Source organism: Clostridium cochlearium (assembly GCF_900187165.1).
GTDB lineage: Bacteria > Bacillota > Clostridia > Clostridiales > Clostridiaceae > Clostridium_G > Clostridium_G cochlearium.
The window spans coordinates 1,509,782-1,534,960 of sequence record NZ_LT906477.1 but is presented as its reverse complement, the minus strand read 5'-3'; the positions used below and the strand labels follow the sequence as shown (position 1 = coordinate 1,534,960).

The 25,179-nt window shown below is 27.5% G+C and carries 22 protein-coding genes; 17 read left to right on the top strand and 5 right to left on the bottom strand.

What is annotated here, in order from left to right; genetic code table 11:
• Positions 1-5: 5 nt before the first annotated feature.
• The 3 genes from CKV72_RS07605 to CKV72_RS07595 are packed head-to-tail and all read left to right on the top strand — an operon-like array spanning position 6 to position 2,420.
• Positions 6-974 carry a branched-chain amino acid ABC transporter permease gene (locus CKV72_RS07605; RefSeq protein WP_095177925.1) on the top strand — a complete coding sequence of 323 codons (969 nt, stop codon included), beginning with the start codon at positions 6-8 and terminating at the stop codon, positions 972-974.
• On the top strand, positions 952-1,722 hold the full coding sequence (locus CKV72_RS07600; RefSeq protein ID WP_095177924.1) for an ABC transporter ATP-binding protein: 771 nt from the start codon (positions 952-954) through the stop codon (positions 1,720-1,722). The genes CKV72_RS07605 and CKV72_RS07600 overlap by 23 nt, the downstream gene beginning before the upstream one ends.
• Positions 1,716-2,420, top strand: a complete 705-nt coding sequence (locus CKV72_RS07595; RefSeq protein ID WP_095177923.1) for an ABC transporter ATP-binding protein — start codon at positions 1,716-1,718, stop codon at positions 2,418-2,420. Before CKV72_RS07600 ends, CKV72_RS07595 begins: the two co-directional genes overlap by 7 nt.
• A gap of 38 nt (positions 2,421-2,458) precedes the next feature.
• Here CKV72_RS07595 and CKV72_RS07590 read toward each other — a convergent pair whose 3' ends face one another.
• The gene (locus tag CKV72_RS07590) at positions 2,459-3,826 is read right to left on the bottom strand and encodes an MATE family efflux transporter (RefSeq protein ID WP_089865853.1); all 1,368 of its coding nucleotides are present in this window, start codon (positions 3,824-3,826) and stop codon (positions 2,459-2,461) included.
• Between the two features lie 363 nt (positions 3,827-4,189).
• On the opposite strand from CKV72_RS07590, the gene CKV72_RS07585 reads away from it, so the two are divergent.
• The 5 genes from CKV72_RS07585 to CKV72_RS07565 all read left to right on the top strand — a co-directional run bounded on the left by CKV72_RS07585 (position 4,190) and on the right by CKV72_RS07565 (position 9,300).
• A complete protein-coding gene (locus CKV72_RS07585; RefSeq protein ID WP_095177922.1) occupies positions 4,190-4,615 on the top strand; it encodes an MORN repeat-containing protein in 426 nt (141 codons plus the stop codon).
• 141 nt (positions 4,616-4,756) lie between these two features.
• On the top strand, positions 4,757-5,563 hold the full coding sequence (locus CKV72_RS12300; RefSeq protein WP_095177921.1) for a DUF5643 domain-containing protein: 807 nt from the start codon (positions 4,757-4,759) through the stop codon (positions 5,561-5,563).
• Between the two features lie 146 nt (positions 5,564-5,709).
• Positions 5,710-7,368 (top strand): putative bifunctional diguanylate cyclase/phosphodiesterase, encoded by a 1,659-nt coding sequence (locus CKV72_RS07575; RefSeq protein ID WP_095177920.1) that lies wholly within the window; start codon positions 5,710-5,712, stop codon positions 7,366-7,368.
• A 92-nt stretch (positions 7,369-7,460) separates the two neighbouring features.
• Entirely contained in the window at positions 7,461-8,846 is a 1,386-nt protein-coding gene (hydA, locus tag CKV72_RS07570; RefSeq protein ID WP_089865840.1) for a dihydropyrimidinase, read from the top strand.
• A 1-nt stretch (position 8,847) separates the two neighbouring features.
• The gene (locus tag CKV72_RS07565) at positions 8,848-9,300 is read left to right on the top strand and encodes a DUF1097 domain-containing protein (protein WP_095177919.1); all 453 of its coding nucleotides are present in this window, start codon (positions 8,848-8,850) and stop codon (positions 9,298-9,300) included.
• 43 nt (positions 9,301-9,343) lie between these two features.
• Here CKV72_RS07565 and CKV72_RS07560 read toward each other — a convergent pair whose 3' ends face one another.
• From CKV72_RS07560 to CKV72_RS07545, 3 genes are all read right to left on the bottom strand, one after another.
• Positions 9,344-10,426, bottom strand: a complete 1,083-nt coding sequence (locus tag CKV72_RS07560; RefSeq protein WP_157726557.1) for a GerAB/ArcD/ProY family transporter — start codon at positions 10,424-10,426, stop codon at positions 9,344-9,346.
• A gap of 215 nt (positions 10,427-10,641) precedes the next feature.
• Positions 10,642-11,817 carry a Ger(x)C family spore germination protein gene (locus CKV72_RS07550; protein WP_095177917.1) on the bottom strand — a complete coding sequence of 392 codons (1,176 nt, stop codon included), beginning with the start codon at positions 11,815-11,817 and terminating at the stop codon, positions 10,642-10,644.
• A gap of 17 nt (positions 11,818-11,834) precedes the next feature.
• Positions 11,835-12,578: a spore germination protein gene (locus tag CKV72_RS07545; protein ID WP_242955714.1), complete on the bottom strand. Its 744-nt coding sequence runs from the start codon at positions 12,576-12,578 to the stop codon at positions 11,835-11,837.
• A gap of 112 nt (positions 12,579-12,690) precedes the next feature.
• On the opposite strand from CKV72_RS07545, the gene CKV72_RS07540 reads away from it, so the two are divergent.
• Together CKV72_RS07540 and CKV72_RS07535 are read left to right on the top strand one after the other, a co-directional pair.
• Positions 12,691-13,818 carry an AI-2E family transporter gene (locus CKV72_RS07540; protein WP_169712358.1) on the top strand — a complete coding sequence of 376 codons (1,128 nt, stop codon included), beginning with the start codon at positions 12,691-12,693 and terminating at the stop codon, positions 13,816-13,818.
• Between the two features lie 5 nt (positions 13,819-13,823).
• Positions 13,824-14,048, top strand: coding sequence for a (2Fe-2S)-binding protein (locus CKV72_RS07535; RefSeq protein WP_095177916.1), 225 nt, complete (start codon positions 13,824-13,826; stop codon positions 14,046-14,048).
• Positions 14,049-14,284: 236 nt separating this feature from the next.
• Here the strand turns inward: CKV72_RS07535 and CKV72_RS07530 are convergent, their stop codons facing one another.
• Complete coding sequence (locus CKV72_RS07530) at positions 14,285-15,631, bottom strand: VanW family protein (protein WP_095177915.1); 1,347 nt, start codon at positions 15,629-15,631, stop codon at positions 14,285-14,287.
• Positions 15,632-15,745: 114 nt separating this feature from the next.
• Between CKV72_RS07530 and CKV72_RS07525 the strand changes: the two genes are divergently transcribed.
• The 7 genes from CKV72_RS07525 to CKV72_RS07500 all read left to right on the top strand — a co-directional run bounded on the left by CKV72_RS07525 (position 15,746) and on the right by CKV72_RS07500 (position 25,130).
• A complete protein-coding gene (locus CKV72_RS07525) occupies positions 15,746-16,465 on the top strand; it encodes a hypothetical protein (RefSeq protein ID WP_089865818.1) in 720 nt (239 codons plus the stop codon).
• Between the two features lie 136 nt (positions 16,466-16,601).
• Positions 16,602-18,314 (top strand): phosphoenolpyruvate--protein phosphotransferase, encoded by a 1,713-nt coding sequence (ptsP, locus tag CKV72_RS07520; protein ID WP_095177914.1) that lies wholly within the window; start codon positions 16,602-16,604, stop codon positions 18,312-18,314.
• Between the two features lie 370 nt (positions 18,315-18,684).
• Positions 18,685-19,032 (top strand): tetratricopeptide repeat protein, encoded by a 348-nt coding sequence (locus CKV72_RS12425; RefSeq protein ID WP_238021634.1) that lies wholly within the window; start codon positions 18,685-18,687, stop codon positions 19,030-19,032.
• Between the two features lie 50 nt (positions 19,033-19,082).
• Positions 19,083-19,364: a tetratricopeptide repeat protein gene (locus tag CKV72_RS12420; protein WP_238021633.1), complete on the top strand. Its 282-nt coding sequence runs from the start codon at positions 19,083-19,085 to the stop codon at positions 19,362-19,364.
• Between the two features lie 120 nt (positions 19,365-19,484).
• The gene (locus CKV72_RS07510) at positions 19,485-20,132 is read left to right on the top strand and encodes a TVP38/TMEM64 family protein (RefSeq protein ID WP_238021632.1); all 648 of its coding nucleotides are present in this window, start codon (positions 19,485-19,487) and stop codon (positions 20,130-20,132) included.
• 150 nt (positions 20,133-20,282) lie between these two features.
• The gene (locus tag CKV72_RS07505; protein ID WP_095177912.1) at positions 20,283-22,238 is read left to right on the top strand and encodes a DNA gyrase/topoisomerase IV subunit B; all 1,956 of its coding nucleotides are present in this window, start codon (positions 20,283-20,285) and stop codon (positions 22,236-22,238) included.
• 12 nt (positions 22,239-22,250) lie between these two features.
• Complete coding sequence (locus tag CKV72_RS07500; RefSeq protein ID WP_095177911.1) at positions 22,251-25,130, top strand: DNA topoisomerase IV subunit A; 2,880 nt, start codon at positions 22,251-22,253, stop codon at positions 25,128-25,130.
• Positions 25,131-25,179: the final 49 nt, after the last annotated feature.

Below are 25,179 nucleotides of genomic sequence, written 5' to 3'. Positions count from 1 at the left end.
ATACTATGAATTGGATAAGTAAAAAAAATATTATAACATTAGTTCTAATTATTCTTGTATATGCTTTATCCCAAATTCTAATAAGTATAGGCATTATAGATTCCTATGTAGTTTTAAACTTGGTTTTAATAGGTATAAATATAATACTTGCAGTTAGTTTAAATTTAATAACGGGATTTACAGGACAGTTTTCACTAGGACATGCAGCTTTTATGAGTGTAGGGGCATATACATCTGCAATAATGACAGCAAAATTGGGATATTCTTTCATTCCAAGTTTATTGGCATCAGCAATAATTGCGTCTTTAGTAGGGCTCTTAATAGGAATACCAACTCTTAGATTAAAAGGAGATTATTTAGCTATTGCAACTCTAGGATTTAGTGAGATTATAAGAATAATATTTTTAAATATAGAATATCTAGGAGGGGCTAGTGGACTTAATGATATACCCCAATACACTACTTGGACATGGGTTTATGTAATGGTAATAATAACTGTGATTGCTATAAAAAACTTTGTAAATTCTTACGCAGGAAGAGCTTGTATAGCTATAAGAGAAGATGAAATAGCAGCAGAGGCTATGGGCATAAATACAACTTTTTACAAAGTATTAGCCTTTATAATAGGAGCTTTCTTTGCAGGCATTGCAGGAGCTTTATATGCAAATTACTTTTATTTCATAAAACCAAATAATTTTGGATTTATGAAATCTGTAGATATATTAGTTATAGTAGTATTTGGTGGTATGGGAAGTATAGCAGGTTCTATTTTAGGAGCTATAGTACTTTCGATAATATCCTTATCGCTTCAAAGTATACCTGAACTTAGAATGGTTATATATGCTATAATACTTTTCTTAATAATGGTATACAGGCCAGAAGGGCTTTTAGGGAAATATGAAAATAAAAAATTTAAGAATATGAATTGGTTTAAGAAAGGAGGAAACTTAAATGGCGGTACTAACAATAGATAATCTTTGTAAAAGTTTTGGAGGTATAAAAGCCGTAACAAATATAAATATGGAAATAAATAAAGGGGAAATTGCAGGTCTTATAGGACCAAATGGAGCGGGAAAGACTACATTTTTTAATTTATTAACAGGTATGTATTCTCCTACTAGTGGAGTAATAGCTTTTCAAGATTTAAATCTAAACAAGTTAAAACCATATAAAATAACAGATTATGGTATAGCTAGAACTTTTCAAAATATAAGGTTATTTAAAAATATGACAGTTATAGAAAATGTAAGTTTAGGCTTTCATAAAAACATTAAATATGGTATTTTTTCAAGCTTTTTAAGGACACCTTCTTATTATAAAGAAGAAAAAAGAGTATATAATGAAGCCTTAGAACTTTTAAAGAAATTTGATTTAGATAAAAAGAAAGATGAGCTTGCAAAAAATTTACCCTATGGAGAGCAAAGAAGACTAGAAATAGTTAGAGCACTTGCTTCAAAACCTAGCCTACTGCTTTTAGATGAGCCAGCAGCTGGAATGAATCCTAATGAAACAAAGGAACTTAAAGAACTTATAAAATGGATAAAAGAAAACTATGATATAACAATTATTCTAATAGAGCATGATATGTCCCTAGTAATGACTATATGTAGTAAGGTTTTTGTTTTGGATTATGGAAATTTAATAGCCGAAGGAGAACCTGAGGATGTAAAAAATAACTCAAGAGTTATTGAAGCATATCTTGGGAAGGAAGCAGTATGTTAGAAGTTAATAATCTTAATGTATACTATGGGGCAATACATGCAATACAGGATTTATCAATAAAGGTTAATGAAGGAGAGATAGTTACTTTAGTAGGAGCTAATGGAGCGGGAAAAACTTCAATGTTAAAAACTATTTCAGGAGTTGTAAAAGGTAAAAGTGGAAAAATAAAATATTTAAATGTAGATATAAGTAATTTTTCTCCATCACAAATAGTAAAATTGGGTATGGCTCATGTCCCAGAGGGAAGAAGAATTTTTGCCAATATGTCTGTTATGGAAAACCTTGAAATGGGGGCTTATACTAGGAAAAACAAAAATGAAATAAAAGAAGACTATGAAAAGATATTTGAAAGATTTCCAAGACTTAAAGAAAGAAGAAATCAAATGGCAGGTACATTAAGTGGAGGAGAACAACAAATGCTTGCTATGGGTAGAGCATTAATGTTAAGACCTAAACTTATTTTACTAGACGAACCTTCCATGGGGCTTGCACCTATATTAGTAGATGAAATATTTTCTATAATAAAAGATATAAATAAAAGTGGAACTACAGTACTTTTAGTTGAACAAAATGCTAATATGGCGCTTTCCATAGCTAATAGAGCCTATGTAATTCAAACGGGAAAAATAGTATTAGAAGGTAAAGCATCTGACCTTCTTAAAGATGAAACAGTTAAAAATAAATATTTAGGTGGATAAAAAAGTAGGCTTTTGCCTACTTTTTTATTTAATGTCTATTATTCATTTACTAAATAACTATTTTGTAATTTCTTAGGATGTGAAAATCTCTTTTTAAATACTAAGTATATGGCTATACCTTGGAAAGCCCATTGAGCTGCTGTAATCCACCAATTATAGTGTACAGATGCTTTTAAGTGCCCTATAAAATAAAGCATGAATGGAACTCTAATTGCCCAAGCAGCTATAAAAGAAATATAAAAAGGGGTTTTTGTATCCCCAGCTCCCTTTAATGCTCCTCCAAAAACTAAATAAAGAGCCATAAAAGGCTGTTCTGCAGCGGCTACCATAATACATAGAATCCCCAATCTTATAACTTCAACTTCACTTTTATTAATAAATAGTGAAACTATAAATTTAGGAAATATTAAAAAAGCAGCTGAGCAAAAACTCATAAATATAAGACTTAAAAAAGCACAGGTTTTAGCATATTCATTGGCTTCCTTTAAATTTCCTTCTCCTATTTTATGTCCAACTAATGCGGTACAAGCTACTCCAAATCCAGTTCCAGGCATGTAGGATATAGATTCAACAGTTGTAGCTATTTGATTAGCTGCAAAAGAAGCTTCACCTAACCTCATCATTACAAAAATACCCCAAATTCTTGCTATGCTATAAGCGGCTTCTTGCAAAGAAGATGGAATAGAAAGTTTAATAAGATTTTTTAATTTTGATAGAGAAATATTTTTTATATGTATAAGTCTAGGTTTTAGAGGAGAATATTTAAATGTATATATGACAATAAATAAAAATCCAGTAAAATGACCAAGAGATGTAGCTATAGCAGCCCCTCTTACACCTAGTTCTGGAAAACCAACCTTTCCAAATATCAAAGCCCAATCTAAAAATATATTTACTATGTTTACAATGGCAGAAGCCAGCAAAGGAGTTTTAGTATTTTTTGTTCCCCTTAATATAGAGTTTAAAACATTCATAAGCATATTAAAAAATAATCCTATGGAAGTTATTCTTAAATATATTATACCTAACTTTAATACATCATTTTTAGCTCCTGCAAAATACAAAAATTTAGGAGCAAATATATATGCTGATGTAGAAATTAAAAAGGCTAATATAAAGCCTATGAAAAAGGAAAGAGATGTGTATTCCTCTGCTAATTTTAAATCATGTCCTCCTAAACTTCTAGAGATTAAGGATATAGAGCCTACACATATACCAAGTATTATAAAAATATTGATAATACCTGCCATAAGTTCAGAGCATAATCCTACAGTACTTACGGCAACTTGTCCACCATATTTTCCTACCATGGCAGTGTCAAAAAACCAAATCATAACGTAAAGAAACATTTCTCCAACAGCAGGTAAAGCTATGGAGAGTACTTCCTTAATAGTTTTTTTGTTCAAATAGCAATCACCCTTTACTAATAAAATAATATATAAATTCTTGCAACAAACCTATGATAACATAGAATGTATAAAAATTGCATGTTTTTAGAGGAAAATGAATAAAAAAATGCAAATTAATATACAGATGTTAGGATAGAATAAATGTATTTGTGTGTTTACTTTATTATGTAAAACGTGATAAAATTTTTACAGAGGACAGTTTTTAATGAACAACTAACAATGAATAATGAACAATTTAGGAGGATTTTCTTCCTTACGTCAGAAAATCTTCCTTCATTGTCCTATGTCAATTGTCCTCTGTCCTCTGTTAAATAAATGCGTCGCATTTATTTTAAAATATGAATATAAGGATAAAGATTAATGACGAATAATCACATTGAAGACAAAGAACATACTCATAAAAATGAACCACATATACATGGTGGGAAATATATAGGAGAAAAGAAAGATGGAAGTAAATATGTAGGACAATGGAAAGATGACAAAATGCACGGACAAGGAGTTCATACATGGGCTTGTGGTGAAAAATACATAGGACAATGGGAAAATGACGATAAACATGGATATGGTATATACACTTGGCCAGATGGTGAAAGCTATGTAGGACAATGGAAAAATGGAGTAAAATATGGAGATGGAATATATACATTTTCAAATGGAGAAAAGTATATAGGTGAGTGGAAAGATGACAAAATCCATGGAGAAGGAATATATATTTGTGAAGATGGAGAAAAGTACATTGGAACTTGGGAAGACGATGAAGCAGTATCCTATAAGAAAATATAATTATAATTAATATTAGATGTGAAAAGGTGAGGAGTTTTTTAAGTGAGATTCCTTACCTTTTTTATTTTTGAAACTTTTTGTGCTATTAGAACATCTAACTTATGTATAATGAAATGATGAATCATTGGAAAGGGGTGCAGGATGAATACAGAAATACTAGTTAAAAAAAGTAAAAAGGGAGATATTTCTGCATTTATGGAGCTTTTAAGGGAAAAACAAGAACATTTTGGTGGAGGACTTAGTATTGATTATTTAGATGATAATAGTATTATAGCAGTTTGTCTTCCAGGAGCTAATATAAAAATAGACAAAGTTATGTTTAGTCCTATAAATACATCTATATTATTAAATGGAAATTATACTAATAAAAATAAAGTTAGAGAAGATGAAATGGGGATATTTCCTTATTCGGATTGGTTTGTTTTTGATGATAAGGGTATTGAAATAGCATGGAAGGGATCAAGTGGAGGAACGAAAGGAGCACTGGCCAATAAATTTAACTATAAATATGATTTTGAAGTATTAAAAAATATTCCTAAATATTTAAAGGTAGTTCCTTATAAATTTAATGGAAATGGAAAAAAAGAAATACAATATGTAACAAAACCTTTAGATTCGAAATATCCAATAGAACTTAATCAAGGTAAAATAGGTAAACTTATAATAAAAGAAGTAAAGAATGAAGGAGATAAGACAATAATAAAATATAGAGCAGAAGGTAAAGTACCATATTTTCAAGTCCAAAGGCTTAGTGTAAAGGATGAATTAGGAGAATGGATTGAACCCTATGAAGGTTATTATACGCAAAGAGATAAAAATGATCCAAACGAATTTACTTTAGTAGTAAATAAACTTAAGGCTAATAAAAAGTATTTTTTAAGTACTAGTATATTAGATGATTATGAACTAAAAGAGGAGTATTCATTTAAAATACAATTACAAAAATAGAATAATATGGTATATATTAAAAAACTGTACACTGAAAAAGTGTACAGTTTTTTGCATAAAATTATCTAATCGTGTATTAATATAAAAAAATGTGCTAAAATTATGTTAAGTGAAAAGGAAAACTTGCATGAAATGTGGTGAGCAAAATGAAAAATAGAATTAATTATTATAAAGAAGAATACAGTGAAAATTATATAGATCCTTTAAAAGAATCCATAAAAATTTCTCTTATATATTTTATAGTAGGTATAATTTGGCTATTTCTTTCTGATATTTTTGTTCGGAAGTATAACGTGAATAATTATGAGAAAATACATATATACAAGGATATAGTATATATAATTATAACAACTATATTATTTTTTATATTAAATTATAAAAAAAATAGTGAAAACAAAAATGCTGTAGAAAAAATTAATTCTAATTATAAAGAACTTGAAATTATGCAGGAGGATTTGATATTTAAAGAAAAACAATTGAAAGATCAAATAGAAATATTTAAAGCTATGGAAAGAAATATATATGATTTAGCCTACTACGATTCACTAACTAATCTTTATAATAGAAGTAAAATAACAAAAGAAATAGAAAAATTAATAAAAGAAAAAGATAATTTAAAATTCGCGTTATTATATATAGGTGTAGATGATTTTAAATATATAAACGATAGTCTAGGACATCACAATGGAGACATATTATTGATGGATTTATCAGAATTATTAAAAGATATTTTTTCATCATCAAAAATTATAGGTAGAGTAAATGGAGATGAATTTGTAGTTGTATCAGAATATAAAAATAATGAAAATTATATAATAAGTGAAATAAATAAATTTTTACAAGAACTCAAAGTTCCTTGGAAAGTTAAAGATAAAGAAATACAAGTTACTGTTAGCATAGGAATAGCATTATATCCACATAATGGTAATGATTTCACAACACTATTTAAAAATGCATATACATCTATGATTTATAAAAAGAAGACTGGAAAGAATGGATATGAATTTTATTCTTATGAAATAGATGAAAAAAATCTAAACTATATAAATTCAATTAATGAGCTACGACAAGCAATAAAGAAAAAAGAATTTACATTAATGTATCAGCCACAGGTAGATTTAATAAATGGAGGAATTATAGGAACAGAAGCTTTAATTAGATGGAAACATCCTAAAAAGGGAATTGTTTCTCCAATGAGTTTTATACCATTAGCAGAAGAAATAGGATATATACAGGGTATAAGTGAATGGGTTATAGAAACAGCTTTTGCACAAAAAAGACAATGGGAGGAAAAAGGGCTTGGCAACTTAAAAATATCTATTAATATTTCTAATAATTGTTTAAAAGAAAAAGACTTTCTAAAACAGTTTAAAAAAATGTTAAACAAATATAACGTTGATAAAAAAGGAATAATTATAGAGATAACAGAAACTTCTATAATGCAAAATTTAAAAGAAGGTATGATAATATTAAGTAAGTTAAGGGAAAGTGGAATAAAAATAGCATTAGATGATTTTGGTACAGGGTATTCTTCTTTAAACTATCTAAGAAAATTGCCTATAGATATTTTAAAAATAGATAAAGACTTTATAAAAGATATAGAATATGAAATGAAAAATGAGGTAATACTTAAATATATAATTGAAGTAGGACATGCATTGGGCCTAAAAATAGTAGCTGAAGGCATAGAAACTATACAACAGCTATCTTTATTAAAAACATATGGCTGCGATATTGGTCAAGGATATTTATTTAGTAAGCCTTTAGAAGCTGAAATGCTAGAAGAATTTTCAAAAAGAATTTAGTTCCTATTGGAATAAATTACATATTATAGGAGTATAAATTAAGTGTAGATATTAATATCTACACTTAATTTTTGTTTTAGGAGGTAAATTTAATGCAAAATTTTGATACTATAATTAAAAATGGAACTATAGTAACAGCTTCAGACACTTATAGAGGAGATATAGGTATAAAGGATGGAAGGATAACTCAAATAGGTTTAAAATTAGACAGTTCATGTGAAAACATAATAGATGCGGATGGAAAATATATATTTCCAGGAGGAATAGATCCACATACTCATATGGATATGCCTTTTGGTGGAACTTTTTCAAGTGATGATTTCTTAACAGGCACTAAGGCTGCAGCTTGTGGGGGTACTACTACTATAGTGGATTTTGCAGTACAACCTAAAGGTAAAACATTAAAGGAAACTACAAAAATATGGAGAGAAAAAGCAGACAATAAAGCTTGTATAGACTATGGTATTCATATATCAATTACAGATATGAATGATGAAATTTTAGAAGAAATGGAATCAATAATAAAAGAGGGATATTCTAGTTTTAAATTATTTATGACTTATGAAGGTATGAAAGTTGAAGATGATACTTTAATGAAAGCTCTTATAAGAGCTAGGGACAAAGGTGGAATTATATGTGTACATGCTGAAAATCATTATGTAATAGATTATTTAGTTAAAAAACTTTTAAGTGAAGGTAAGATAGAACCTAAATATCATGCATTATCTAGACCAGAATTATGTGAAGGGGAGGCAGCAGGAAGAGCTATAAAATTAGCGGAAATTTGTGGAGCACCTTTGTATATAGTACACAATACTTGTAATGCTTCAGTATCAGAAATTGAAAGAGCTAGAAATTTAGGATATCCAATAATGGGAGAGACTTGTCCTCAATATTTATTATTATCCTATGAAAACTACGAAGAAGAAGATTTTAATGGAGCAAAATATGTAATGTCACCTCCTTTAAGAGATAAAAGCAATTGGGAACATATTTGGAAAGCATTGCAGAAAGGAACATTGCAAGTAGTAGCTACAGATCATTGTCCTTTCTTTATGGAGCAAAAGAGAATGGGTATAAATTCCTTTGATAAAATTCCTAATGGGGCTCCAGGTGTAGAATTGAGAATGGCTCTTATGTATACTTATGGTGTTTTACAAAATAAAATATCTCTTCAAAAATTTGTAGAAGTAACATCTACTAATGCAGCTAAAATATTCGGAATGTACCCACAAAAGGGTTCTATAGCAGTTGGCAGTGACGCAGATTTAGTAATATTTGATCCAGAAAAAGAAATAGAAGTAAAAGAAGAAAATTTAAATGAAAATGTGGATTATACACCATATGAAGGTTTTAAATTAAAAGGATATCCAGTAATGACTTTACTAAGGGGAGAAATTATTGCAAAGGATGGAAAATTTGTAGGCAAAAAAGGAATAGGAAAATTTATAAAGAGAGGTAGAGGAGAGATATTATAAAATGAGCTCTTTAATAGCATTATCTATTACTACGGCAATACTTTGTGCAATATGGACATATTTAAGTGGCGTAATAGGTATACTGGGCTGGATTGGGTTTGCTGGATGTACTAGTTTTTTTGCAGCAGGGGGTAAAAAAGAAGGGTTTAAAGCTTCTATAGTTGCAAATATAACTGGAGTATTTTGGGCAATGGTAACCATAAAGCTTTCAGGCGTTTTAAGCTTTAGTTTAGGACCAGCTATAGCTACAGGATTAATAACTTTTATAATGTGTGCTCAAGCTAAAAACAAATATTTAGTATTTATACCAGGGACATTTGTAGGAAGTTTCTCAACCTTTGCAGCATCAGGAGATTGGAAGTCTGTATTAATAGGATTAATATTAGGAGCAATCTTAGGATATGCTTGTGAATGGACTGGTAATAAGCTCTATGAAAAGGTAAAAAAAGAGTAATTTAACTTAGGGAATTTTTACTTAATGTAAGGTTCCCTAAGTTTTAGACTTTTCTTCTAAATTTCCCGATTATAAATATTGCAACTGGTATTATAAGACCAAATAAAATATTGCCAATAGATGTTATTTTACTAGAAATTACTTCTAACTCAAATTTACTATTACAGAATAAAAGAGTGAAAAAATATAGAAAAATAGCATATATATTAATAAAAGGTTTTGTAGTTTTAAGATTTAAAAAAGATTTAATCATTTTTAATAGTATATATATAAAAGTTGAAATAAGAATAAAATCTGAAGTTACCCATAATACAACTAGAATGGAGTGTACTCTTCCAAGGGTTTCAAAAACAGTTATTATTTTCGAAACGGATAAAAAAGGTAATGGGGCACGTTCCACAACAGAATAGCCTAAAGCTCCAACACAGGTTGCTATTAATATAGATGTAGCTATAGATAAAAAAACTGCAGTTTTTAAACCTAATTTTTTTATTTTTTCTTTATTTTTTATTTCATCACCTATAAAAAATATATAAATTAAATAGGACCATATAGGTATAATAGAAATACTTCCTTTTAGTATAGGTATAATATCCATATAACTTATAGGGGTTAAATTTGATATTTCAATTTTGGGTATTGCTAAAACTACAATAGATAAAAAAGAAACAAATATAATTATAGATATTATTTCATTCATTCTAGCAATTACAACTATTCCTGAAGGAAGTATATATACAATTAATAAAAGTAATAAAATTAGGAATAGTTCTGTACTCACATTAGGGAAAATACTTGTTAAAATTCTTTCAACGTAATATCTTAAAAATAATGCAATTGGAATTTGAAACCATATTATATAAATAAAAAGCAGTATTTTACATATAGTTTTACCTGTAATGCTATACATAATATTTATAAAAGATGTAGAATATTTTTTATATATATTATGTAACATAAGTATGAATAAAACTAGAATAATTAAAGAAGGTAATGGAGTAAGCCATGCTGCTTGTTTTGCTTTTTGTGAAGTAATACTTGGTATAAATCTTATGGAAGAGCTGAATAGTATATTTAAAAATAAAAGTAACGCTTGCCTTAAAGATATTTGATTTTTATTAGCCAACACAATTACCCTCCTAATACTCAATACCAAAAAAAGTTAAAATAATATTTGAAATACTCCTTCTATATGGATTAGATATATAATAATATCCTAAAGTTAGAGTTAATAAAGTTAAAAATATAAATACGGTTAATTCTTTTTTAAGACCATTTTTAAGCATTTTTTTAATTTCAAAAATGCTTAAAATAAAAATGAAAATTGTAAATAAGATCATTTTAAAGCTCCTTTTTGCGGTTATCATTTGTAGGTCTTTTTATTTCATAAGATCTATTAATTAATGAAGTTACTTGTATTTGAATATCTACTTCTGGAAAAATTTCATCCCAATTATTTTGCAACTTCTTCCATTTAATAGGATGCTTGCGGAATATAAATCCATTTATATCAAATATGTCTGCATTATTTTTACGAGAAAAAGCTAAGGCTTTTTCTACTTCAGATTTTATGATATTAGATTGTTGTTTTTCTAAATAGGAAAAGTAATCTTTAGTAAAAATATCTTCTTTTCCTGTAATTTCTCCCACATTACTAGAAGTCCGTATTTTTATTAAAACTGAAAGTTTTTCTTTTGAAAATTGTGGTATGATTTTTGAACTAGCTTCTGATATTTCTAAAGATATATTTTCTTCATTAAGATCTTTTACTATAATTACCCCAGATTTAATCTTTTCAATAATCCAATTTAAACCTCGAGCTTCATTACCAATAAGATAACCTATTAGTTTTGAATTTTTGAAAATAGCATATCCATCTAAATATATGGAAAACTGATTTATATTTACGCCATTTTTGCTTCCTAGTGATATGCATGGAATATAAGGACATAGAAATTTATTATCAAATTTATGTATTAGAGTGGCTAGTTCTACTTCTGATGAAATTGAATTACTATCTATATTGGATAATAAGCTTTTTAAGTAATCAGATAAAATTATATTGGAATTACTAGCTTGCTCTAATATTTCTCTAGCACTACAACCCCTAGAAACAAAAACTTTCATATTTAATCTAAACTCATGATCTCTTGAAAAATAATCTAAGTATTTAATTATATCTTTTTTTGCCACTTCTTCTCCAATAATAATATGTTCTACGTTACCTAAAAATGGTTTAGCATCTGAAGAAGTAAAAATATTTCTAATGGCTTCAAATATAGTATCTCCTTCAGAATTTATTATATAGGATTTATTTTCAATATTAGAACTATCATTAGAAGGAGTTACAACTTTAGGACATATGGTTACAATAACTTTATTCTCAGGAGATATATCAATACCTACTACGCTTATAAGCATGGTTTTATCAATGCTTTTTCTTTCTATTTTATAATTTTTACAGGAGCAAAAATTTAGAGAAAAAACTAATAAAACAAATATATAAATTCTTTTCATAAATTATCACTTCCGTTTTAACCTATTCTTTTTTTATTTGAAGGATTTAAAGTTAATGGACGGTTTTTTAAAAAATATACAGGTAATCTAAACAAAGTATCTCCAAAGTCCTCATTTTCTCCGGAAACAAGAGGAGAAAGATAAGGTACTCCGAAACATTCTATGCTGCATAGGTGATAAAGAAGAATTAATCCTCCTATACTTAATCCCATTAACCCTAATATACTACTTAAAATAGCTATAATGAATCTCCATAATCTTAGAGCATTTGAAAGATCTTGGTTTGGCACTGTATAGTTTGACATAGCTGTAACAGCAATAGTTATAACAACAGCAGGAGAAACTAGTTTTGCATCAACAGCTGCCTGCCCAACTACTATGGCACCCACTATGGAAACCGCTTGACCTATTGATTTAGGTAGTCTAAGGCCAGCTTCCATAAGAACTTCAAAGGCTATAAGTAATAAAATAACTTCAAGAAAAGGCGGAAACGGCACACCTTTATCAGAGGCACTAATAGATAGTGCAAGTTCAATTGGTATCATTTCATGATGAAAAGAAATAATAGATATATAAAATCCAGGTAGAAGTAGAGTCGTAAATATTAATATTATACGCATAAATCTCAATATTGAACTTATAATATAATTTTGAGAATAATCTTCGGTAGCTTGAATAAATTGAATAAAAGTTGCTGGTATTATAATGGATATAGGAATACCATCTATAATTAATCCAACCCTTCCTTCTACTACCTTCATTGTCCTCTGTCCTCTGTCAATTGTCCTCTATAAAAATTTTATGACGCAAAATTTTTACTTTGTGTGTTATAATTAAGAAAACTAATTTCACTATTAGAAAGGACTGATAACATTGAAAGATTACAGAAGAGAAATAAAACATTTTGATTTAATAATATCTGTAATATTAATTTATATAATTATAAAATTAATAAACAACTATAAAACTTGGTTTAATATATTTGGAAATATTATGAATATAATTTCTCCTTTTATATTTGCAATTATTATTGCGTATATATTAAATCCACTTATGAAATTTATAGAAAGAAAGTTTTCTCTAAGTAGAAAGTTAAGTATATTGTTTACCTATGTGTTTATAATATTTTTTATAAGCATATTTACTATATATTTATTACCTAAAATTACGTACAATATTATAGACATAGTAAAGAGCATTCCTGAATTTGCAAATGAAGCACAACATTTTTTAAATAAAATTATTACAGAACATAATTTAAAAGAAGTTATAAATTCTAGTGGAATGAATAATTTAAAACCAGATTTTATAATAGGAAAAACCAGTGAGTTTGTAGTGCAAATTTTAGATAAACTTTTATCAAAAACTTGGTCCTTTACTAATTCCTTTATAAAATGGGTATTTGGTTTTATAATTTCAATATATGTTCTATATGATAAAGAAAAATTTATGAATGTAGGTAAAAAAATTATGTTCATAACCTTTAATGAAAAAAATGCACTTAAAATAATAGAATTTTTAAAAAATTTACATTATATGATAGGACTTTATATAGGAACTAAAGCTTTAGATTCAACTATAATAGGAGGTATAGCATTTATTGGGCTTACAATATTAAAATCTCCTTATCCTCTTTTAATTGCACTAATTGTAGGTGTAACAAATATGATACCTTATTTTGGACCTTTTATAGGAATGATAGTGGCATTTACTATAAATATATTTTTTAGTTTATTTAAAGCTATTGGAGTTTTAGTATTTTTATTTTTCTTACAACAATTTGATGCTTGGTATTTAGACCCTAAATTAATAGGAGGCAAGGTTGGACTAACACCGTTTTTGGTTATATTTGCTGTAACCTTAGGAGGAGGATTATATGGACCTATAGGTATGATATTAGCAGTTCCAATAATGGCTGTTATAAAATTATATGTAGATAAAATAATAAGAAAATATGATAATAAAAGAATTAAACAGCAAAAGAATACAAATGAGGAGTGATAAATTTGGAACAAAACTTAGATAGTAATATGTTAGATAAATTGACCAAAATTTGTATTTGCAAAGCTATAAGTAGAAGCAAGATAAAAGATGCTATAAGAAATGGAGCAAAAACCGTTGAAGAAGTAAATCAAATTACTGGTGCTGGTTCTGGTGGATGCAACGGAACTAGATGCAGGGGGAAAATAGAAGAACTTTTAAAATCCTATAAAGAAGGCCTGTGGAAATAAGTAATAACGCACAATGAACAATGAATAATTATGGTTATCTTTTCTCCTCTATCGTTACGAAAAAATTTTAATTGTATCATTTATATAATTAAGCAGTTTTTCATTAAAACAAGCGATTTTCAGCTTGCTGAACGAGCCTACAAAATAAAATTAAAGATTTTCTGTAGTGAAACGGAAGAAAATCCACATTAATTGTTCATTATTCACTGTTAGTTGTTCACTAATTAAAGGCTGTATTACAGCTTTTTTATTTTTACAATTTTATTTCCCGGGTTATATATATCTTTATAAATAAGTTCTTTAGAAATTTTTTTACCATCTTTATAAGAGACTAAAAATACATTTGCTGTACAGCCGAAACTTCCAGATTGAAGAACTTTTTGTGAATTCAATGGTAAGCTGGGGTCTTCTTCGTATACTGTTTTAAAAGGAATTTTATTGTGAATTTCACTAACTAAATCATATTTTATTTTATTTAATGAAGAATTAGAATATATATTAAAAGTTATTTTTTCATTATTAGCTATACCTTCTATGTAAATAGGATAGGATAAGGTGTTTTTAAATTTATAATCTATACTTCCGTAACTTACAGTGGCATCTAATCCAGGTTCTACATAAGAAGGGATTATAGAGTGATTTTTTCGCTCTACAGATTTTATATTAATTCTTATTATAGAATTATATAAAGTTGTAGATACTTGACAAAGTCCCCCGCCAATACCTTCTTCCACTTTATTATTGACTATAATATTAGATTTTTTATATCCTCTTTCTATAGTAGGATTACCTACAATTTTATTAAAACTAAAAGTATCTCCAGGTAGTAGCAAAGTTCCATTTATAGAACTTGTGGCCAATCTAATATTACTTTTTCTTTCTTCAGATGAATTTTTATATGTTGTGGAAAAAGAAGAAACCAAAGAGTTTATTTTTTTTAGAGTTTCGTCATTGATTTTAGGATCATAATTATCAACCTTTACTTTAATTTCTATTATAGAATTTGGATCTTGTAAATTTTTAAATTTATTATTAATCTCCTTTAAAAGTTCTTCCTTGTTTAATTTACGTCCTTGAGTGCCAGGGGTAAAAGATAATATACCATTTGTAATTCCGTTAATTTTAGCATTTACAGGATTTTTATTTATTTCTTTTTCTATAGAATTAATAGAACTATCAAGTTTGTTTTTATCGTATAGTACCTTAGAATACATTTTTACAGGTTTTGAATTCATTAAAATAGAAAATTTTTTTAATGAAGAAAAATTTTTGCCATAAGATAATGCTTCTTCTACTGTAGAATTTAAATCATATTTTAAATTTAAATCTTTAAAAGAAATTACATAGGTTTTATTAGAATCTTTTAACTTAAAAGCTCCTTTCAAATTATTGCTTAAATCTTTTTTTATTATGTCAATAGCTTCTTTTTTTGTTTTTCCTGATAAATCTATATTATTAATAGATACACCTGGATATATTTTATCTTGTAAATTTTTAGTTGTATAAATTAGAAATATATAAAAACCTAAAGAAAAAAATATTAATATAAAAATTAATTTATTCCATATAGAAACTTTTTTCATTATATATTCACCTCCAGTGTATATATTTTTTACTAAATACACAAAATTTATTTATAAATTATTTTTATATGATATAATTAAATAAATACCAACCAAATTAGTGGAGGACTTAAAATGATAGAGGATAAAATGAGAAATTTAGTAAGTTTATTAAATGGAGATAACGTATATGAAATAAAAGAAGATCTAATTAAGTGCCTAGACATACTGACTCTTTCATTAGATGAGAAAGATCAAAAGCTTTCCAAAGAAAAAATAAATAGAATATACAGTATTATGCAAAGAAGAAAAAATTTTAGAAGTGAAAACAAAATAGGTACAAATCTGATTTTGTTCAAAGACTTTATAAAAAAATTTTATTCTCTATTAGACGATGTAAAAGACAAAGGGTATTTACAAGATTCTGTGGAAATAGCCTCAGATTGTTTAAAGGGCATAGGAGGAATTAACAGAGAATTTAAATTATTAGTTGTAAATGAAAAAAGTGAGGAATATGTGTATTCAAAAGATCATTTAAATGATTTAAAAAAAGAAGTGGAAAGTCTTTTATATGAAAAAGTATATGAGAGTATATATGAAGAAATATACACTATAGTGGGATTAACCCACTCTATAAGATTTGATCTAGAGGAAAAATGTAAAGAATATGGTAGAATAGTATTATCCCTTTTAGAATTAGAAGATGAAATATCTAAAGAAGAATTAAAAAAAGTATTACACAATGAATATGCATTAGAACTTCAAAGAAGAGTATATTATTGGGATAATGTAACAATTGGACTTAGAAATCATTATTATATAGAAAAACTATATGAAAATACAGAAAATGATTAAATAAAATGTAAATAGGCGTGTTACTGAGTAAGATCAGGCATGAGTTATATGAAAGTATTCAACAATACTCTTATAACCATGCCTTTTTTGTTACTTCAATAAAATAATTATTTGATAATAAAAGGAGGAATTAACTTTGTTAAAAGGAATTAGTGCTTCAAATGGAATAGCAATTGGAAAGGCTTTTATACTAAAAAGTGGGGATTTAAAAATAGTAAAGGAAATAGTAAAAAATGGAGAAGAAGAAAACAAAAGATTTACAAATGCTTTAGAAAAGGCAAAATCAGATCTTTCTAAAATCATGGAGGACACCAAAAAAAACTTAGGGGAAGAAAAAGCTAAAATATTCGAAGCTCATTTATTTATGTTAGATGATCCAGAGTTTACAGGACAGGTATCAGAAAAAATACTTAGTGAGAAAATAAATGCAGAGTATGCTCTAAAAAGTATTTCAGAACAATTAGTGGCTATATTTGAACAAATAGAAGATGATTATATGAGAGAAAGGGCAGCTGATATTAAAGATGTAACTAATAGAATTTTGAAAATATTAACTGGTAATGAAAGTATATCTATAAGTGAAATAGAAGAAGAATGTATATTAATAGGATATGACTTAACTCCTTCAGATACAGCTCAAATAAATAAAGAAAAAATACTAGGATTTGCTACAGAAATAGGTGGAGTAACATCTCATTCTGCTATTATTGCTCGCTCTATAGGAATACCTTCAGTTTTAGGAGTAGGAAGTGAAATAAATAAAATAAAAAATGGGGAACTTATTATATTAGATGGAAACAAGGGAATTATAATAACTAATCCTGATAAAGAAAAAATAGAATCTTATAAAAATAAAATAGAAGAAGAAAGGAAATTACAAAAGGTGCTAGAAAAATATAAAGATACTGAAGTGGTTACAGTAGATGGCAGAAAGGTAGAGGTAGCTTCCAATATAGGTTCTATAGAAGATACAGAAAATGCCCTAAAAAATGGCGCACAGGGAATAGGTTTATTTAGAACAGAGTTTTTATACATGTCAAGTGATAAGTTGCCAGAAGAGGACTTTCAGTATAATGCCTACAGAGAAGTTTTAGAAAAAATGGGTGAAAAACCAGTTATAATTAGAACTTTAGATATAGGTGGAGATAAGAAACTTCCATATTTACCAATAGATGAGGAAATGAATCCTTTCTTAGGTTATAGAGCTATAAGATTATGTTTACATAGAAAGGATATTTTTAAAACTCAATTAAGAGCACTATTAAGAGCTTCTAATCATGGTAATTTAAAAATTATGTTTCCTATGATTGCAAATTTACAAGAGTTAAGGGAAGCAAAAGCTGTTTTAGATGAATGTAGGGAAGAACTTAGAAAAGAAGGCATAGCTTTTGATGAAAATATACAAGTGGGAATAATGGTTGAAATTCCATCAGCAGCTATTATGTCAGATGTATTAGCTAAAGAAGTAGATTTTTTTAGCATAGGTACTAATGATTTGATACAATATACTGTAGCAGTAGATAGAATGAATGAAAAAGTTTCATATTTATATGACTTCTTTAATCCAGCAGTATTAAGACTTATAAATAAGGTTATTGTGAATGGACATAAAGAAGGAAAATTTGTAGGAATGTGTGGAGAAATGGCAGGAAAGGAAGAATTAATTCCACTACTGCTTGGAATGGGATTAGATGAATTTAGTATGAGTGCATCTTCTGTACTAAAAGCAAAAAAATTAATAACAGAATTAAATTATGAAAAGTGTAAAAACATGGTTCAAAAAGTTATGGAAATGGGAACAGCGTGGGAAATTAAAGTTTTTTTAGAAAACTTTAATTTCAGTGAATAACTAACAGTGAATAATGAATAACTAAGGATATTTTTCTTCGCTACACTCAGAAAAATTTTAATTTTATTTTGTAGGCTCGTTTAGCAAGCTAAACATCGCTGAATTTGTTGATCTATTTATTTAGCGATCTAAATATTGCTATTTTAGTTGATCTATGAAATAGTTCGTCAGCAAAGCTGAACATCAGAATTTTATATAATTAAAATTTTTCGTAATGCTAATGGAGAGAAATATCCTTAGTTGTTAGTTGTTAGTTGTTCACTATTAGATATTCACTAACATAAGTTTTTCGTAATGTTAATAAAGAAAAATATCTGTAATTATTCATTGCATATCTGTTGCGGTAAACTGAAAGAATGGGAGGTAGTTTATGGAAGGTGATTATAAGTTAAGTAATTATAAAAATATTGCTGAAGCTTGTAGAAATAGAGGAAATTATATAAAGGCTTTACATATGTATAATAAGGCCTATGAATTAGATGAGGGTAAAAAAGATATAGAACTAATTTTAAATATGGCATTGCTATATGATGAATTGGGAAATGGAGAGTTGGCAAAGGAGAAATATAAAGAAGTTCTAAAAATCGACAAAGAAGAAAGAGCTTATTACGGATTAGCTATAATTTATGAAGATGAAGGAAATTATGAAAAAGCTTTAGAAAATTATAAGAAAGCTATAGGGTTAAATCCTTATTATCATAAAGCATATTTTTTTTAAAAAAATTGGGGCTATATGATGAAGCCATTAAATATTATAAAAAATCCATAATGTTCAATAAAAACTATGGATATAGCTTTTTAAATTTAGGAGAACTATATAAAGAGCAGGGTAAATATAAAGAGGCCATAAATATTTTGACAGAAGGAATATTGCATAATAAATATGAAAACTATCTATATTATAATAGGGCCTGTTACTATGTACATGAAAATTATATAGATAAAGCTATTAATGATATACAAACAGCATTAAAACTTAATCCACAAATTGAAGTTTATGTAAAAAAAGATAAAGATTTAGAAAGAGTATTACCTTTTATTAAATTTTAAATTAATAAAACATTAAGGAATCATAACTTTATATTAAAAAATAATGATTTTTCTTGTTATCTAAGTAAAATATGATAAAATTCTAATTAGGCAAAGTAATGTGATTTGGAGAGGAATTTTATGAAAAAAAATATTTTAATAAAGTTAATAGCTTTGGTATCGTTAATATTAGTATGTTTTTTTATTACAAAAAAACTGGGAATAGATCTATTAAATATAAATGTTGATAATTTGAGCATTTCTATAAAAAAGTGTGGCAAATATGCTTTTATTTGTTTTTTAATTATATTTACATTAAAGCCTCTTATGATGATTTTACCTGCTGCAGTATTTTCAGTAGTAGGAGGAACTATATTTGGAGCTGTAAAAGGTTTTACTCTTAATATGATTGGATTTTTTTTATCAGGTACTATTGCTTTTTTAATAGCAAGAAATTTAGGAAAAGAAACTGTAGACAAACTTCTTAGAGGAAAGTGTGTAGAATTAAATAATAATTTAGGTAAAAATGGATTTAAGATTTTATTTTTATTAAGGCTTCCACCAGTTTTACCTTATGATCCATTAAGTTATGCCTGTGGACTTACAAAAATTAAATACAAAGACTTTATATATGCATCACTTTTAGGAGTAGTTCCAGAAACGCTATGTTATTCTGTTATGGGACAAAATATATTTAAACCCAACTCACTTAAATTTATAATACCCCTTATTATAGTTGGAATTTCAACTCTTTTATCTGGTATATTTTTTAAAAAAGCTAATTTATAATGAAAGTAAAGCTATTCTGACGAAAGGAAGAATAGCTTCTTTAATTGTTTATTAAAAAGTGTATAACACTTTTTAAAGGGGAACGTTTGTTTTTATAACTAAGTTCTGATATAATTTTAATTCATGAATAACTTTTAGAGGAGGACTAACATGGAAAATAAAGATTATAAAGATTTTAACTATGATGTAAGCACTCTTACCTCCCTTGAAAAATTAGAACCTGTAAGAGTACGACCAGGAATGTATATAGGTTCTACAGGTTCAAAAGGTCTTCATCATTGTGTATGGGAGATTTTAGACAATTCGATAGATGAAATTTCTAATGGTTATGGAGATACTGCTACCATAATATTAAATAAAGATAAAAGCATTACAATAATGGATAATGGAAGAGGAATACCTACAGGAATACATCCTATAAAGAAAAAATCAGGTATAGAAATGGTATTTACAGAACTTCATACGGGAAGCAAATTTAATAATTCTGTTTATAAAACCTCAGGAGGACTTCATGGTGTAGGAGCTTCTGTGGTTAATGCTCTGTCTAAATGGTTAGAAGTTGAAGTTAGTCAAAATGGCAATATATATAAACAAAGATTTGAATATGGATATGATAAAAAACTTAAAAAAAATATGCCTGGAATGCCAGTAGGAAAGCTTGAAATAATAGGAAAATCTAAAGAAACAGGTACTAAGATAAGTTTTTTACCAGATGAGGATGTTTTTTCAACCATAGATTTTAAATTTGAAATTATAGATGAAAGGCTTCAGGAATTGGCATTTCAAAATCAAGGTATAACTTTGAAACTAGTAGATAATAGAGGAGAAGAAACTGTAGAAAAAGTATATCATTCTAAAAGGGGACTTTTAGATTTCATAGATTATTTAAATGAGAGTAAAACCGTAATACATAATCCACCTATATTATTTGAAGGAGAAAGAGAAATAAAAGGTATAAGAATTCATGGAGAAGTGTGTATACAATTTACGGACTCTACTACAGAAAATATAGCAGGATATGTAAATAACATACCTACAACAGAGTCTGGAACCCATGAAACAGGATTTAAAATGGGAATGACTAGAGCATTTAAAGAATGGGCTAAAAAATTAAATTTAATAAAAGATAAGGATAAAGACTTTGAAGGCGATGACCTAAGAGAAGGTATGACTGCAATTGTAAAGGTTAAGATAAATAATCCTATATTTGAAGGTCAAACTAAAACAAAGTTGGGAAATAATGAAGCCTACACTTTAATGAATGAATTAACTTACACTAAACTTTGTGAATGGATTGAAGATAACAAAGATACAGCTACTTTAATTATGAACAATGCATTAGAAGTAGCTTCAAGAAGAGAAAAAATCAGAAAAATAAATGAAGCAGAAAGAAAAAAGGTAGGAAAAGGTACAGCGCCCCTAGCAGGTAAAGTAGCTGTATGTACCCTAAGAAATCCTAAAGTATGTGAATTCATAGTAGTAGAAGGGGACTCCGCTGGAGGATCTGCAAAACAAGCAAGGGATAGAAAGTTTCAAACCATAATGCCTTCTAAGGGAAAAATTATGAATACAGAAAAACAAAAAATAGAAAACGTTATAGGAAGTGAAGAATTAAAAATATTTAACACTGCTATAGGAACAGGAGTTTTAGATAACTATAAAGAAGAAGATTTAAAATATCATAAAATAATAATAATGTCCGATGCAGATGTAGATGGTTTTCACATTAGAACTTTATGGATGACATACATATATAGATATATGAAACCATTGATAACTAATGGTCATTTGTATGTAGCTATGCCACCTTTATATAGAGTATATAAAAAAGTAAAAGGTGAAGAAATATCAAAATATGCCTACAATGATAATGACTTAGAAAAAATAAAAAAACAATTAGGAAAAGGTGCAAATATACAAAGGTATAAGGGACTTGGAGAAATGAACCCAGATCAACTTTGGGAAACCACTCTTAATCCAGAAAGTAGAATCCTACATAAAATTACCATAGAAGACGGGGCAAAGGCAGAGAAAATGGTATCACTGCTAATGGGTGATGTAGTAGAACCTAGAAAGAAATATATATACAAATATTGCAAATTTTAAAGGAGTGTTTTCATGACTAAAAGAAAGCTTGAAATACCAAAAGACAATAATATAATAGAAATGCCTTTAGAAGAGGCTATGCCAGAAAATTATCTTCCTTATGCAGCAGAGGTTGCAAAAGATAGAGCATTACCTGATGTAAGAGATGGATTAAAACCAGTACATAGAAGAATATTATATGGTGCTTATAAATTAGCTGCCTTCCCAGATAAACCATACTATAAATCAGCAAGGATTGTAGGGGATATATTAGGTAAATATCATCCTCATGGAGACACATCAGTATACGATGCCATGGTAATTTTAGCACAGGACTTTACAACCAGAATGCCTCTTATAGATGGCCATGGAAACTGGGGAAGTATAGATGGAGATAGTGCTGCAGCTATGCGTTATACAGAAGCTAGACTAAATCCAATAGCTTTAGAACTTTTAAGAGATATTGATAAAGATGTAGTAAATATGGTAGATAATTATTCATCCACAGAAAAAGAACCAGAAGTATTGCCAAGTAGATATCCTAATTTGCTTGTTAATGGTGCCTTTGGTATAGCAGTAGGATTAGCTACAAATATACCACCTCATAATTTAGTAGAAGTAATAGATGGAACTTTAGCATACATAGATAATAATGAAATGGATACTAAAGAACTTATGAAATATATAAAGGGTCCAGATTTGCCTACGGGAGGAATACTTATAGGAAAAAACTCTTTACTTAAAGCCTATGAAACTGGAATAGGAAAAGTATCTCTAAGAGCAAAAACTCAAATAGAAGAAATTGAAAGAGGCAAATTTGGAATTGTAATTACGGAATTTCCTTATAGAAAAAATAAAAGTAAGCTTTTACAAAGCATATCCGAAATGACTGGAGAAAAAAGACATAGCAAAGCCTTAGAATATATAAGTGATATAAGAGATGAATCTGATAGAAATGGTATAAGAGCTGTTATTGAATTTAAAAGATCTGCAGATAGAGAAATAGTAGAAAAAACCTTAAAATATTTATATAAAAATACAGATATGCAAATAAATCTTTCTTTTAATATGGTAGCTCTTGCTAATGGAAGGCCCGAAGTTATGGGATTAAAAACCATGATATATTATTATGTACAGCATCAAAAAGAAGTTGTTAGGAGAAGAAGTGAAAGAGAACTAGAAATTGCAAAAAATAGATTTCATATAGTAGAAGGATTTATAAAAGCCATTGATATTATGGATGAAATAATAAAAACCATAAGAAGCTCTAAATCCAAAAAAGAGGCTGAAAATAATTTAATAAATAATTTTAAATTTACTAAAATACAATCAGAAGCTATACTAGAACTTATGTTATATAGATTAACAGGACTTGAAATAACTGCATTTAAAAAAGAACATAGACAGCTTGAAAAGAAAATAAAAGCACTGGAAAAAATAATTAAAGACGAAAAAGAACTTTTAAAAGTTATTAAATTTGAGCTAGAAGAAATAAAAGAAAAGTATGGAGATGAAAGAAAAACTCTAATTATAAAGGACGATGAAAAGGCTAAAATAGATATAGAGGAATTAATAATAGATGAAGAATGTATTATTACTATATCTAAAGAAGGATTTTCTAAAAGAGTGGCTACAAAATCCTATAATAGGTCTAATTCCCATGTAGAAGATATTGAATATAGAGAAGGGGATTACAATAAATTTTTATTAGAAGCTTCAACTAAAGATAATATATTAATTTTTACAAATAAAGGTAATGTGTATAGTACTAGAGTTGTAAACATTCCTGAAAAGCGATGGAAAGATAGAGGAATAAGACTAGATGAAACAATTAAAACTATGAATTTAAATGAAGAGGAAATAGTTAGTATATATGTAATTTCAAATTTTAACACACAAAATGATTTTATTTTTATAACTTCTGCTGGCGGAATTAAAAAGACTTCCTTAGATAAATTTGAAACAAATTATTCAAAACTTATGGCCTTAAAATTAAGAGAACATGAAGAAGTAGTAAATGTAAGATTAGTAAATAGAGATAGAGAAGAGAAATTTTTGAAATTATCTACTAAAATTGGACTTAATTTTACAATAGAAGAACCTACTATAGAGGAAGAAGATAGAAATATACTATCAAATATATTTTGCAACTTAGGTTATAATGATGAAATAATAGAAGTCGATTTTGAAGATAATTGTGAGCTATCAATATTTTCTTTAAATATAAATAAAAATGGTAATATTATAAAAGGCAATAGAAAAAATAAAAGTTCAATAAATGTAGAAGTGGATAGCAATAAAAAACTTCTTATGTTTTTGAAAAATGGAGAAGTAATCAAAATAAACTGTAATATGCTTCAAAATTTAGATGGTAAACCAGTAAATATATTTGATTTATTGGAGAAACAGGAAGAAAAATATGAAATAATAAATGTACTGGCTTTTGATTTCAATGATGAGAATTGGGAAGTTTATTATTTAACAAAGTTTGGATTGGTTAAAAAGACTTTGTTAAAAGAATTTCAAGGAGATTATTTCATAACTACAGCATATAAATTTAGAGATAAAGAAGATGAAATAATAGCAGTAGACTTTGCAAAAGAGGAAGAAGAATTAGATATAATATTGATTAGCGAAACAGGTATGTGTATAAGATTTCCTAAAAATTCCATTAATTCAATGGGAAAAATAGCTTCAGGAGTTATGGGAATAAGTCTTAAAAAAGATGATAAAGTAATTAATGGATTTATAAATAAGGAGAATTTTCAACACATAGTTATAAACTTTAAAGAAGGTAGAAATAAAAAAATAAAAATAAAAGATATTGTTTCTCAAAATAGAGCAGGCAAAGGAAATAGTATATTAAGTGTAAATAAAGAAGTACATGGTATAAAAAGTATTTATATGGAATAAATCAATAAAAACCTATGATATTTTCATAGGTTTTTATTGATTTTTATTA